The 14,025-nt window shown below is 39.9% G+C and carries 11 protein-coding genes; 5 read left to right on the forward strand and 6 right to left on the reverse strand.

What is annotated here, in order from left to right:
* Window positions 1–97 precede the first annotated feature (97 nt).
* The 4 genes from CVU62_12540 to CVU62_12555 all read right to left on the reverse strand — a co-directional run bounded on the left by CVU62_12540 (window position 98) and on the right by CVU62_12555 (window position 6,772).
* On the reverse strand, window positions 98–2,395 hold the full coding sequence (locus tag CVU62_12540) for a hypothetical protein (protein PKN36919.1): 2,298 nt from the start codon (window positions 2,393–2,395) through the stop codon (window positions 98–100).
* Window positions 2,396–2,420: 25 nt separating this feature from the next.
* Window positions 2,421–3,863, reverse strand: a complete 1,443-nt coding sequence (locus tag CVU62_12545; GenBank protein ID PKN36920.1) for a hypothetical protein — start codon at window positions 3,861–3,863, stop codon at window positions 2,421–2,423.
* A 2-nt stretch (window positions 3,864–3,865) separates the two neighbouring features.
* Entirely contained in the window at window positions 3,866–5,611 is a 1,746-nt protein-coding gene (locus CVU62_12550; protein ID PKN36921.1) for a hypothetical protein, read from the reverse strand.
* A 363-nt stretch (window positions 5,612–5,974) separates the two neighbouring features.
* Window positions 5,975–6,772, reverse strand: a complete 798-nt coding sequence (locus CVU62_12555) for a 4Fe-4S ferredoxin (protein PKN36922.1) — start codon at window positions 6,770–6,772, stop codon at window positions 5,975–5,977.
* A gap of 177 nt (window positions 6,773–6,949) precedes the next feature.
* Between CVU62_12555 and CVU62_12560 the strand changes: the two genes are divergently transcribed.
* The 5 genes from CVU62_12560 to CVU62_12580 all read left to right on the forward strand — a co-directional run bounded on the left by CVU62_12560 (window position 6,950) and on the right by CVU62_12580 (window position 11,962).
* A complete protein-coding gene (locus CVU62_12560) occupies window positions 6,950–8,089 on the forward strand; it encodes a site-2 protease family protein (protein PKN36923.1) in 1,140 nt (379 codons plus the stop codon).
* Between the two features lie 247 nt (window positions 8,090–8,336).
* Window positions 8,337–9,092 (forward strand): transporter, encoded by a 756-nt coding sequence (locus CVU62_12565; GenBank protein ID PKN37043.1) that lies wholly within the window; start codon window positions 8,337–8,339, stop codon window positions 9,090–9,092.
* Window positions 9,093–9,138: 46 nt separating this feature from the next.
* Window positions 9,139–10,173 carry a cobalamin biosynthesis protein CbiM gene (locus CVU62_12570; GenBank protein PKN36924.1) on the forward strand — a complete coding sequence of 345 codons (1,035 nt, stop codon included), beginning with the start codon at window positions 9,139–9,141 and terminating at the stop codon, window positions 10,171–10,173.
* A 248-nt stretch (window positions 10,174–10,421) separates the two neighbouring features.
* The gene (gene cbiQ / locus CVU62_12575) at window positions 10,422–11,231 is read left to right on the forward strand and encodes a cobalt ECF transporter T component CbiQ (protein ID PKN36925.1); all 810 of its coding nucleotides are present in this window, start codon (window positions 10,422–10,424) and stop codon (window positions 11,229–11,231) included.
* A complete protein-coding gene (locus tag CVU62_12580) occupies window positions 11,228–11,962 on the forward strand; it encodes a cobalt ABC transporter ATP-binding protein (protein PKN36926.1) in 735 nt (244 codons plus the stop codon). Before cbiQ ends, CVU62_12580 begins: the two co-directional genes overlap by 4 nt.
* A gap of 123 nt (window positions 11,963–12,085) precedes the next feature.
* Here the strand turns inward: CVU62_12580 and CVU62_12585 are convergent, their stop codons facing one another.
* Entirely contained in the window at window positions 12,086–13,096 is a 1,011-nt protein-coding gene (locus tag CVU62_12585; GenBank protein ID PKN36927.1) for a hypothetical protein, read from the reverse strand.
* Between the two features lie 376 nt (window positions 13,097–13,472).
* On the reverse strand, window positions 13,473–13,889 hold the full coding sequence (locus CVU62_12590) for a nickel-responsive transcriptional regulator NikR (protein PKN36928.1): 417 nt from the start codon (window positions 13,887–13,889) through the stop codon (window positions 13,473–13,475).
* Window positions 13,890–14,025 lie beyond the last annotated feature (136 nt).

Genomic DNA, 14,025 nt, shown 5'->3' on the forward strand with positions numbered 1-14,025 from the left:
GTCCAGGTTGGGTTCTGTCAAAATGGTTCCAATATATTCAATTATTTTATCGAATTCAGTCGCACATAGATTGTTTAATGTCCATGTGTCATTTGATTTATGAGTGATTTTCTATAAAGTTGTAAATTTTATGATGTGTGCAAACTTCATAATATTTTTTTGATAATTTCCCGGTTACATCCAGTGCACTTGGTTGTACTTGATGAATCACCGCTTCCCGAATGACAATACGTTGATAATTACCGTTTGCCAGGGGAGCTTTACCTGTATATAATTTCATACTTTCATCATCTTCTGACGGATATGTGAATATTTGCAGGTTGATTTCCTTTGTAAGCTTGTTGAATCCTTCTTCATTGAGTTCAATTCCATTGACATTATACCGAAAATAAGATTCATCCGTCGCGGTTTCAGCTACGTCTATGGATTCTTTTTCAAATACAAATAAATTAAACAGATCATTTTGGCTTTTAAATATTTTGCGCAGTATTTTATCGCAACTGGACAGGCGGTCCGCCTGATTGATAGCTGGAGAAATCATGATTTTGGAATCACCATCAAATAAGAAAGACGGTGGCCCCTGGCAGTAACAGATTCCAATTCCCAGTTCCAGAATGGGAAGATTATTTTCTTTATTTTTTTCATTATAACTGTGGACAATTTGCAGTATTTTTATTGCGAGTCCGCATGCGCGAGCTACGCTATAATTTATTTGTGCAGCATCTTCTTTTTCGAAAATGGATAAGATAATAGCGTCACCTTCAATAAACACTTTCGCTGCTCCATAATCAGCTAGAACAGCTGAAATAGGATCAAAAAAATTCAGACTGAAATGTGAAGCCACATTGAGTCCCTTGTTCCTCATGGTATGATTAATAACCATTGAACCGCGAATATCCGCCTTTATTATGACGTGATTAGCAATCGGTTTTTCTTCTTTGATCTTTTCATCTGGAAGCAAAAACTCATAGAGTGAGTGGTTTTCCCGCGATAATAAAATAATATTTTCTTCTGTTGCCAGGTTGACTGAATCCATTGCGTCCTTAATAATGCGAAAATTATAAAGGTCCCGATGATAACGGAAAAATTGCTTTAGAAACATCAGTAAGTACTGTTTCTTTTCTTTGGCGGACGTGTGGTTAATCAGCTTGATAGTTTTTTTGAGAGGCGCCAGGGAGAAGTCCTGACTGTAGGAAGATCTAAGACGTTTCTGCTGATAAGTGATTGATATTCTTGACCAAAAATCTACAAGAAATTCTCTTATTTGCCTTGGCACCATTGGTGGACAATATCTGCCGTATACTGATTTCATTTCGAAAGCCGCAACAATCAGTTTAAGCAGATGATGTTTCTTGAATTTACAGTAAAAAATATTGAGCAATTTCCGTTGATTTATTATTCGTTCTTTAATCTTTCCAAGAGAGTCTTTTGATTCTTTTTCCTTCTTGGCCTTTTTGTAAAGTTCCTGCGAATCAAAATAATTGAACAGGTGTTCAATATTACCTGGCTCCATTATCCATGGATCAAAGATGTTTCCCCTGGCGTTAATGAAACGGTTATTTTTCTGATTGTTGGTTTCATTCGCTTCTGCAAGGTCCTCATTCTCGAAATTGTCCTTTCCTAAATCAGTTTTACCTAGCAGCTCATAGATGATCGATTTGATGCTTGTGTAGTTGTCCGGATCTTCTGATCTCTGACCTAAAAGTACATACTCTTCAATTAGAAAAAAATCGTCAGTAGGATTATTTGTATGAAGTATGGGATTTATAAAATAATTATCCGGTAAAATATTTTCGGCAGGAAAATGAGTTTCTCTCATGTTTCTGAGCTTTCTTATCTGAATATCGTTCAGAAGGTCAAAAAGTTCTTTCCCAACAAGGCGAACAATTTGATTCCGATGAAGTTTTATATCGGCCAGTTTATCTTTAATTAAGAAAATTTCTTTTTGATCGTATTTTTGAGATAATTGACACTTTCTAACGAGAGGTTCAAAATGTGTTAATATGGATCTATATTGATTTTTAATTTCTTCTAAAAACAATTTGGCCAAAGCTGTTTGACCCAGAAAATCTATTTGTATTTCGTTGGCGGATTTTGCTCTGTTGATGCCGTCCAGCAAAACATCCGTGCAAATGCGCCTCAAAGTCTCCTTCTCAATTTCACATGATTCTCTTTTATAATCATTAAAAAATTCTTCAGATTGGCTATGCTTGATCATCAAAAGAAATGCTGTTCGCTTCAATGTGTTATTAACTTGAGGGCTAATGTGAACATCGAAATGAACATTGTCGACTCCCAAAACAAGTTTGTCTAAAAAATAAGAGAACTTATAGCGTTTTAGGCCTAAAATATTAAGAGTTGGCGGTTTTGAAAACGATTCAAATATCTTATGCATAGCATCTTTTCCTAGGGCCGAGATATTACTTCAAATGTAGAAAAAAATCTGAGGGATTGATACGGAGTTTTGTCTGCGGAATCACCCGTACAATATTTAAACGGTCCGTATCATCCTTAATAATCTGGTCAGCCAGATAAATCAAATCTCCACTTTGCCAACTGCCCGTTTCGTCATTAACCAGGCGTAAGATAAGTGGTAATGCCCGTTCTGTTTCATCGGGATAGTCCATTACTAACCCAATACTCCCGTCACTAAGTTCCACAAAAGAGCCGATAGGATAAATTCCCATCATATGAATAAAGCGCTTCAACAGAATTGTGTCAAAACTCTTCCCGGCTTCGCCCCACATTTTTCTCAGTACTTCATCAGGCGTTAAAGAAATTGGCCTATAACCCCTTTGAGCAGTCAGCACTTCGTAGACGTCGGCAATACGAAGAATTTTTCCTATAAGACTCAAATGGCCAATAAACAGAGTACGAGGGTAGCCGGTCATATCCGGATTTAAGTGGTGCTCGAACGGTCCAAGAATAATTCTCGATCTCAAAGATGGGGTGGCATTCAACATTAGAATTTTTCTGACGCCCATGAAGGGATGAGCCTTCATCAAATCCCATTCTTTATCAGTCAGTGCTCCGCTTTTTAGAAGAATTTCCTTGGGTAAATCGACCTTTCCCAGGTCGTGAAAAAGACCGCAAATGGTCAAATGCTCAAGTGAAAGATCAGATAATTCGATATGTCTTCCCAGGCAGGTCGCCAGCAGAGTAACATTGACTGAATGGGAATATGTGTAATCATCATAATCCTTGAGGGTTGTTAATCCTATCATTAAGGCCTCATCCTCTTGGATCAATTCGACGATGTTTTGTGCCAAACGTCTGCTCTTGCGTAACCCAACCATACCATGGGCCGCTTTATTCGCTACTTCTTTTACCGTTTCGATAGCATGAAAATACATTCTTTTTGCTTTTTCATACCGGTTATCTTCAATGCTTTCACTGAGGTAAGTTGTATCATTATCCTGTTTCAGGGATATTTCTACCCACGTAAACTCCTGTTCCAAAAGTTTTTGTTCCAACCATTGATAGGGATTTTCATGCTTTATCGCATCGTTGAACAGACGTGTAAATGATATAATGCTTTCAGGCAAAGCATCGCGTGAAGATGCCAGAAAATTCACACTCCCAATGCCTCGTTTTGAAAAGAATTCCGCCATGTTGTAAACAACAACGGCTGTTTCTCTACGGTATGTGAGTTTTTCTCCTCCAAGATGAAAGCGGCTTCGATAAAGAACTATACTGATGTCTCCTCCGGCAGTTAGTTGATGGAGAATGTTTTGAAATGAACTAACACTCGTCCGAACAAGCTGATTGTTATCCTGATACATACGTATTGTATGGATCATGTGATACAGAGCTCTTAGAAAATCATGCCCCAGTCGTTCCGGAATCGATTGTCGTTCTGACATGATTATAGTTCCCCTCTGGTTTTTTGGAAAAATTCTCTTGTAGCGTTGCGTGCAATCCTGCGCAAGCCGGGATTAAAGCTTTTACTCACGGCATCAATTACTTGTTGGGCTTCCGGTATTTTTAAAGTAACCAGTGCAAGTGCGGCACCTTCACGGTAAGTCGACTTCTTCAAAGCGGCCATCCATTTGCGGTAAAGAAGTATTTTGCGAAGAAAGGGAACGGACCGCGATGATCCGCATTTTCCCAATGTTCTAAAACATTCCAAAATATGTTCGGTCTGTGAATTGTTGAATTGCCGGTTCTGAAGATATTGTATCAGAAGGTCTTCTGCGATTTCGTTTTTGGATTGACCCATATGAGCCAGGATTATGCGGCGTACCGAAGCATCCGGGTCGTCAATAAATTTAAATATTTCCGATATCCGATCACCACTCGCCTGTCCAATGGCTCTGATTGCCATACGCCGAACGGATACCGAAGAATGCCGGGCCAGTTTCATCAAATATTTTAAAAATGTATCTCCCTCTAGTCTGGATAAGACATGAACCAGCGTCTCAGTTATTTTTTCGTTTGGATCATTGAGTAGAGATTCCAGACAGTTCAAATCCTTATAAACAAGGGAAATAATGGTATCCTCCACTATTTGTTCAAGCTGTGACGGCTGTCCTAAAAGAAGGAGACGTACAAGGGTATTAACAGCTCCTGGATTCAGATGCTGAAAAATCAGTTTGAGTTTTTCTATCTGTGGCACATTTAAGTTGCTCCAGATTCCCTCCAATGGTTTCAAACACTTGGTATCAGATGAAATATCATTATAGAAGGATTCAACTAACGGTCCTGCCCAAGGGTTGCATAGCCGTCCACTGTCCAGAGCTCTGCGTACTCCATCAAGAATAATAAGTACGGCTTCAAAATCATAACGATTAAAAGAACCTGCGAATTCTTCCGACAAGACTTCCAGAACAATATTAAAATCTTTTTCTTCCTGACACTGCAGAAGCATATCCAGCAACATATCCAGGTGTTCCCTGGAAGAAGACATTTCATCACGGGCGATCATTTCCTGCAGCTCGACTTGTTCATGAGGGGTCAGTACAAGAGACGCCGGATCAATAAAGGGATCGTTAATTGATGATGAATAGATTGCCAGATCGCCAAACAGAGCCGGATCATTATCAGCAGAAACTTCGGGCGATTCCGTTTTATCTTCCGCTTCGGTTTCCGCTGCGAGTGGCTGTGTAGCTGATTCTGAAAATCTATCGATCTGATCAGATACTTGTTCCGAAAAAAAATCGGATACTTTATATTGCACATGGTCAAAATGGGCTTCCCAGAAAGCGGTTACGATGTCTCCTTCCGGCTCTGTTGTTAATATCGAATACCTGCGGATAATGGATAATACTTTTTCTATTTCTTCCAGTTCTATTCCTTCATTGAATTCCAGCCATTCTATGCCGTCCCGGAAAAGTGTGAAAGGCAGAGATCCTTCTTCGTATGATCCGGTATGAACTTCTATGCCCTGACAAATTACGCGATTCCTTTCAAATTCAATTCTAATATCACCGTTTTGACGAATATAGTCTTCTAATTTTACGTGAAACTGTCTAATGGAATTCATGCTGATGATATGACCTTCAGGATATAAGGACACATTCTTAGCCGTCAGCAAGATATAGGAGAACATTTTTTTAGTGTCATCCGATTGTTTAGCTGAAAGATCTTTTGAAATGCTGTCCCGAATGTCCATCATCACACCGATTATTTTAATTGTTGAGTCTTAAATTTCATATGGGCATATAATTTAAAAAAGTGTAAATGAAGCCAACTGTGAGATGCTGCCTACTCGCCAATATTCTGTCTTCCGTTATTTTCATGGTCGGTCGCTCTAAACAGCAATAGCTTTCCATAAGAGAAATAATAATTCGAATTTCCAACAACCACCATCGCCAAATACGGTAGAAAAGAAATTACTTTCTAACAGTGCTAGTATATGAAGAAGAAATTTTTATGTCAATAAAAATAGAACGAAAGCAGTTTACTGGTGCTTTGGTTTTGCAGGAAATACACTTCATTAAAAGTGCAATTTTTAAAGATTTGTTTGCCGATATAATTATGTGCTTCTTTTGGGAATGCCGGTTAACATGTCGCTTAATTTTATTTCCGGGTGATGGTAGCGTTTTTTCTTAGATGTTCCTTTGCCATATTGAATCGCTTCTTCAGGACACCATTGAAGACAGGCAAAACATTGTTCACAATGATGTTGCCAGGTTGGTTTGCCATTAGTGATCGATACATTTTGAGCTGGACAAATTTTTTCGCAAATCATGCAGCTTGTACATTTATTGTCAATCCAAAACGATTTATCCATTAGGGGAACCTTAGGGAAAGATAAACGATAAATAGCTGAAAAGAAAATATTTTGCCAGGCTGGACCTTTTTCCGGCTGTCTTTCTTCTTTTGCACTGATAGACCCGGCAATCTCCTTTATTTTAGCCAAAGCTTCTTCGAATTTTATCTGTTGCTTTTCTTGTGCAATGGCCCCGCCCCAGGGGATGTAATTGCTGGGCATACAAATGGAAAATCCCGTGGCAAGATGAATGTTCTTCTTTTTCAATATCGTCTTTAATTGAATTAGAGTGGCTGCAACCTGCCCGGCATTAACGGCAATCGCAAAGTAGTATTTCGTAGAATCGGTTTCCAAACGATTCATAAAAGCAACGACACGCGTGGGTACACCCCAGATATGAACAGGAAAGATAAACCCGATGTTTTCTGAGTTAGAACGAATTAAGCCTTCACCGGCGAGAGACAGGGGAATCAATTCAGTATTTCCAATCATCCCGGAAAGTTTTCTTGCTGTCCACAGAGAGTTTCCTGTTCCCGTGTAGAAATAGATTGTAGTTTCCATTTTACAAATCAGAGGTTGAATTTTAAGTTTTATTATAAATGATTTCCTTAATAGTTGCCAATTTTTCTTTTAGCATTATAATATATTTGGTAAACTTTTTTTTAATAAAATGTTATTAAAAACAAGTCTGATGTATAATAATTGTTTCACAGGGAAATACTTTGATTAGGAATTTTTATGTTTGGTCGACCGATAAGCCTTTTTAAAATTTTAGGATTTGAAGTAAAAATAGATATAAGCTGGATTATTCTGGCGGCTTTGATTACCTGGTCGCTGGCCAGCGGTCTTTTCCCCGCATATTATAAAGACCTCCCTTCTAACTCTTATTGGTGGATGGGCGCTGCCGGTGCTGTTGGACTTTTTTTATCCATAATTGTTCATGAATTGACTCATTCTCTTGTTGCCAGGTATTACGGCATACCCATGAAGGAAATTACACTGTTTATTTTTGGCGGTGTTGCCCAGATGGAAGATGATCCTCCGAATCCTAAATCTGAATTTATGATGGCAATAGTTGGACCTCTTTCCAGTTTTTTAATGGGGGGACTCTTTTTTACGCTTTATGCTGTCGGAAAAAACAGCGGCTGGCCGGTAACGGTTAATGGTGTTTTAAGTTATTTGGTATGGTTAAATATAATTCTGGCTGTCTTTAATTTAATTCCTGCATTTCCTCTGGATGGCGGAAGGGTCTTGCGTTCCGCTCTCTGGAGCTGGAAAAAAGATATACGCTGGGCAACCAGCTTTGCCGCAAGGATTGGGTCTGGCTTCGGAATTGCATTAATTGCTTTGGGAATATTTTATATAGTCAAAGGCAATTTTGTAAGCGGTTTATGGTGGTTTTTAATCGGCATTTTTCTACGTTCAACTGCGCAAATGTCTTATCAGCAGCTTTTGGCGCGCAGCCTCTTTAATACAAAAAAAGTAAAAGACCTGATGGTTAAAGATCCCGTGACTGTGCCGCGTTCCATATCATTGGAAGAATTTGTTCGTGATTATGTGTATAAACACCATTTTCAGATGTATCCGGTACTTTCTTTTGGCAAGTTGACAGGGTGTATTTCCATAAAACAAATTGCATCAATTCCACGCGAGGAATGGGCAACTTCCACGGTTGGAGCCGTGGCTATGCCGTGCAACAAAGAAACAACAGTAGGACCTGAGGAAGATGCCAATAAAGCACTATCGATTATGAATCGCACAGGAAACATCCGACTGCTGGTTGTCAAAGAGGATAATCTGGAGGGCATCATTTCCTTGAAGGATATGCTTAATCTTTTATCCCTTAAAATGGAATTGAATGATTTTGGGAAAAAATAAAGAATCAATACCATTCTGAATTTAGATATATTCATATACCATCCGGACATAAGTAATTCTCAGTCGTGTGATAAAAAATATGCCCCATCGTATATTATTCCTCTTCGTTAAATAATAAAGTACTCCCTGTCCATTTCCTTTTTCTGCAAAAAAGACTTGACAGAAATATTCAGCAAGTGCTACGAACATAAAAATAGTAACACTGACGGGGGAACTTTAGATGATGTGGAAAAGATATGAAAGTGAAATGATATGTCTGGTGTTGCTGCTCCTTGCCTGCCCGTCCTGGGCTGCACACCCGCTGATTACCGATGATGCAGGCACTCAAGGGAAAGGGAATTTTCAGTTGGAATTAAACGGTCAGTATGATTGGGACAGAGATCACACTGAAGATATATCTGTGAGCGCCACGGGAGGTCAGGCGGGTGTCACGCTATCCTATGGCGTCGCTGAAAATGTCGACCTGGTTCTGATCCTGCCCTACCTGTGGGGACAGGCGGAAGTAAATGAAATAACAGTATATGATGAAAAGGGAATCGGCGATGCTGTATTGGAAACGAAGTTGCGATTATTCGAAAAAAGCGGTTTCAGTCTGGCATTCAAGCCCGGAATCAGCTTTCCCACCGGTAACGAAGTAAAGGGGTTAGGTACCGGAAAACTGGGTGGTCATCTTTTTTTGATTGCGTCGCAGGAACTGGGGTCATGGGCGTTTCATGGCAATTTGGGTTACATCAGAAATGAAAACAAGGTCGATGAACGCAAGGATATCTGGCATGCTTCGCTGGCCACGACCTGGGAAGTTATTAAAGATGTGAATCTGGTGGTCAATGTCGGCATAGACCGAAATCCCGATAAGGAAGCAAAAAATGATACAGCTTTTCTCATCGGCGGAATAATCTATTCCATAAACGAAAATATTGATGTTGATCTAGGCATCAAGTGCGGCTTGACCGAACCAGAGACTGATTTTTCATTGTTAACCGGGGTGGCCTTCCGGTTTTAGGAATAAAGTTTTTAACCATTAACTGTTTTCTCCAGGAGAAATTATCATGCACATGGCAGATGCTTTACTCTCCCCGGCGGTGGGAGCAACAATGTGGGCCGGTTCAGTGGCGGCCATAGGATATTCATCCAAAAAACTGAAAGAGAACATCGACAACAAGACAATTCCGCTAATGGGTGTTATGGGTGCTTTTATTTTTGCGGCACAAATGATCAACTTTACCATTCCCGGTACGGGTTCGAGCGGACACATCGGCGGAGGCATGATTCTAGCTGTTATACTGGGGCCATACGCGGCGTTTCTCGCCATGGCTTCAATATTGACTGTACAAGCTCTTTTCTTTGCCGACGGCGGATTGCTTGCCCTTGGCTGCAACATCTGGAATCTGGGCATCTATCCGTGCTTTCTTGTCTATCCTTTGATATACAAACCCATTGCAGGAGATGGAAAAAACGCCCGACGAATATCCATCGCGTCAATTGTGAGTGTGTTAATCGCTTTGCAACTGGGCGCTTTCTCGGTTGTTTTGGAAACGCTTTTGTCCGGTAAGAGTGAATTGCCCATAGGCACATTTGTCCTGCTGATGCAGCCGATACATCTGGCTATCGGTCTCGTTGAAGGAATTATCACAGCCGGAATTATCAACTATGTTAGAAAAACCAGGCCGGAGATTCTTCATGCCAGTTCTTTTTCCCGTCCTCTCGATGCCGGTGTTTCTGTTAAAAAGGTTCTTGTGGTCTTTCTAGTCCTGGCCGTGATTACCGGCGGCGCTCTATCCTGGTTTGCTTCAACTCATCCCGACGGTCTGGAATGGTCCATTGAAAAAGTTACAGGCAAGGGCGAACTGGCATCAGCGACGCAGGGTATTGCTCCGGCTCTCAAGGAAATTCAGGAAAAGACGGCTTTCCTTCCCGACTATGGTTTCAAACCAACGACCAGGGAAGAACCAAAGGATAATGAAGCTCCTTCCTGTCCGGGAATTGAAACCGGCACTTCGGTTGCCGGTATTGTCGGAGGAGCAATCGTTCTGATGTTTATTTTGTTTATCGGTTTTGGAATCCGTTTCTTCAAAAGACGATAGAAGCTTTTAAAAAATAAGAAATACGCCTTGGCAAAAATAACTGGAGTTATTGACTTGGCATATGATAATTGAAAACTAATATTTACTATGACCTTTGACTGGTTATCAATTTGTCATTTCGACCGCAGGGAGAAATCTTATAACAATTCATAAAAGAAAGATTTCTCGTCGTCCGCCATAGCCGGCTCCTCGAAATGACAAAGTAGTTCATCAAAGGTCTATTATTAAGACTCTTGCCGGATGGAACCATGACTTTTGATGAAAAATATTACAATATCGGATTTATAGACCAGCTATCATACAAGAACACCTTCGTTCATCGTCTGGATCCACGGGCTAAACTAATCGCCACACTCCTGTTTCTCTTTACAGTTATTTCCTTTTCCAAATACGAAATTACCGCTCTTTTGCCTTTTTTTCTCTATCCGGTTCTGCTGATGACTGTGGGTGAAATTCCATTTACATTCATTTTCAAAAAAGTTCTTCTGGTCTCGCCTTTTGCCATCTTTATCGGGATTTTTAATCCTCTACTGGATTCAGGACAGGTCGTTATTTTGAGTGGATTCACGATTTCGGCGGGATGGCTGTCCTTCTTTTCTATTCTGGTCAAGTTCACCCTCACCGTCAGTACGGCGCTTTTACTTATCGCCACGACATCTTTCCCGGGTGTTTGCCACGCTCTCAGACAATTGGGGCTGCCTTCTCTTTTCGTTTCACAACTTTCATTTCTCTATCGTTATATTTTTGTCCTTATGGAAGAAACCATGAGAATCGTTCGCGCCCGGGATATGCGCTCTTACGGTCAGCGCGGCGCCGGGATGCAAATATATATACGCATAGTTGGGATACTTTTTATAAGAACCATCGAGAGGGCTGAGCGGATTTATTACGCAATGCTTTCCAGGGGATTTCAGGGAGATATGCCTACGCTCAAACGTTTTCATATTAAAACCGGCGATTTTATTTTTGCCTTATCTGTCGCGGTTTTTCTGTATATCTTCCGGTTCTATCCGGTAACTCAAATAGTGGGTAAATTTGTTCAAGGAGTGTTTTCATGAGCCATCATATTGTCGAATTTAAAAATGTTTCCTTCCGCTATCCGGACGGAACCGAAGCTCTGCGGGATATATCTTTTCGTATTACGCACGGCGAATCGGTGGGCATCATCGGTGCCAACGGAGCGGGTAAATCCACTTTATTGCTGCACATGAACGGCTATCTCATGCCGACTTCAGGAACGGTAAATATCGGCGATCTTTTTCTGACGAGGCAAACCCGACAGGAAATCCGAAGAAAAGTGGGAATTGTTTTTCAAAATCCCGATGATCAGCTATTCATGCCGACTGTTTATGAGGACGTGGCTTTCGGTCCTCTCAATCTGGGCATGGATGAAACTGCCGTGCGGGAAAGAGTTGAATATGCTCTGAATCTGGTAAGTGGTCTGGACCTTCAAAATAAACCACCGCATCATCTCTCCTGCGGCCAAAAGAGCTCAGTGGCTATAGCCTCGGTCATAGCCGTGGAACCCGATATTCTGGCCATGGATGAGCCGGCGGCAAATCTCGATCCCCGATCACGGCGATTGCTTATCAATCTGCTCAAAACTTTCGAGCATTCTAAAATAATCGCCTCACACGATCTCGATCTGATTATGGATGTGTGCCGTCGTTGCATTGTAATCAAAGAAGGAACTGTGGTCGCCGACGGTCCTGTTTCGGATATCCTCACCAACAGGCAACTGTTGGAAGAAAACCATCTGGAACTTCCCCTGTCGCTTCAGAGACGCTGAAAGTGTTCATTACCAATTAGTTATCAGATATTAAAAAGATGTGCATTGACAATTGTTACAACTACTAAGTTTCAATGGTAGGCTTTTGACGGAAATGCGGATTACTGGCTGAAAGATAGGTTATTAATTAAATCGAATTGACGACAAAACATAATCTATTTCTTCCTGTGAAAATCCAAAAAATTGAAGTTCGTATTGATGATCATTTTTATCAAATATTTCCACTTTTATAGCTTTTGCTTTCTTTATCAGTTCAGAATTAACAAATTGAAAGCCTCTGATATTGGAAGTTTCAAATTTATAAATGCTGCCGGATCCAACATAAGACTCTTGAGATGATTTTGTAATAAGTAATTGAACTTTTTCCTTGTAATCATTTAGGAAGTTAATTTTATCAGGCGTCATACACAACATTCTATTATACTTCTCAAAGAGGGGCTCCTTCCCGTTTTTGTCTTTCGGAAGAAAATTGTTTGGAATACTTATAACGATTAATTTATTTTTTTCTATACGGATCGATTTTATTTTATATTTTGAATCATCATCATGAGGACAACCTTTCTCGATTATTTTGCCCGGTAATTTCATTTCAAAATTTTCATAATTAATTTTGATATTATCCTTAATCTGATTTCCAGCGTTCGCAATTTTTCTTTCAACAGGAACTTTATAAAGAAACCCCCACTGTTCTTTCGTGTGAATAGATTTTAAAGTACGTATCATATTATATGAAATATACGGCGGTATACTTATTGAAATTAAAACAGATATTATTATGAAAACAGTAATAATAATTTTTGATTTTTTCCCCAAACCCGACAGGTTCTTTGTCAATTCCCAGTTGCGGAATGCATAATTGGAAACGGCAATATACAATGGAACAAGTTCAAGATGGATATGTTCAGTATCTTTACTCAAAAAAATGGGAAGAAATGACCACGTAATAAACGTAATTGCATATACTATGCGAGATTTTTTTGTTCCTATCTCCTTGTCCCACGCGTTTAAATGAAGAATGATAACCGCGGTCATGAAAGTGAGGAAACCAAAAATTACTGTTGGTGATTCTTTTATGTCACTATAGTAACCAATCAGTGCAAAAGCAGTAATTGGCCAGACATAAAAATTCCACAATACTATTCGTATAGTTCTTTTCATAATTTATATGTACAGTCTTTTTCTATAAGGGACATTATTAACGATTTCATCTTGAAACATAGCATAAAAAATCAGTTTTTAAAATTGAGACTTTCAGGAAGTTATCAATTAAATTCACACTTACTGTCAGGTCAATTTTTGTTTAAGGCAACTTAATGAATGCGTCGGACCGGCGCAATGGAATTTAATCCACAATTCACCTCGAACGCAACTTTTTTTGGGGGGCTGTTCAAAAATGCCCAGATGCAAGACGCGCAAGAACCGTATTGCGAGGCGTATATGATGATACGTTGAGCGATGCTGTTTGCAGCGCAACGCAGCAGATGAGCGTTGTTCAACCGCCCCTTTACTTCTAGGGTAAATCCTTGCCTTTCGTCGCCATCATAAACCCCGCGTGTTTCACACTTTTGATGGACTTCAACTTCTGATAGAGCACCTCGATTTCTTTCGATTTGCCCTTGGTCACGATTATTTCAAAACAATTATGATGATCAAGATGAATATGCTGTGTAGAAAGTATGCAATCATGATGATCATGCTGAACATCAAGCACTTTAGTGACCAGCTCTCTGGTATGGTGATCATAAACCAGCGTTATCGCGCCGGTAACTTCTTTATTTTCCGTCCATTCTTTTTTAACAAGTTCCTCACGAATCATATCGCGCAAAGCTTCGGACCGATTGGTGTATTTATGTTTTTTAATATGATTGTCAAATTTTACCAAAAGATCTTCTTCCAGCGATACACCAAAACGAACAAGATTGGACATAATAATTTCTCCTTTTCCTGATGGACTGCATTACGAATACATAAATAGTTATGATATGCAGAAGTCAAGAAATTTTGTTAAAGTAAAATATGAAAACATCAGAAAGACATATGGTTTCTTTGCCGTTCATGAACAG

The sequence above is a fragment of the Deltaproteobacteria bacterium HGW-Deltaproteobacteria-2 genome (genome assembly GCA_002840505.1).
In the GTDB taxonomy this organism is placed as follows: Bacteria; Desulfobacterota; Syntrophia; order Syntrophales; family Smithellaceae; genus Smithella.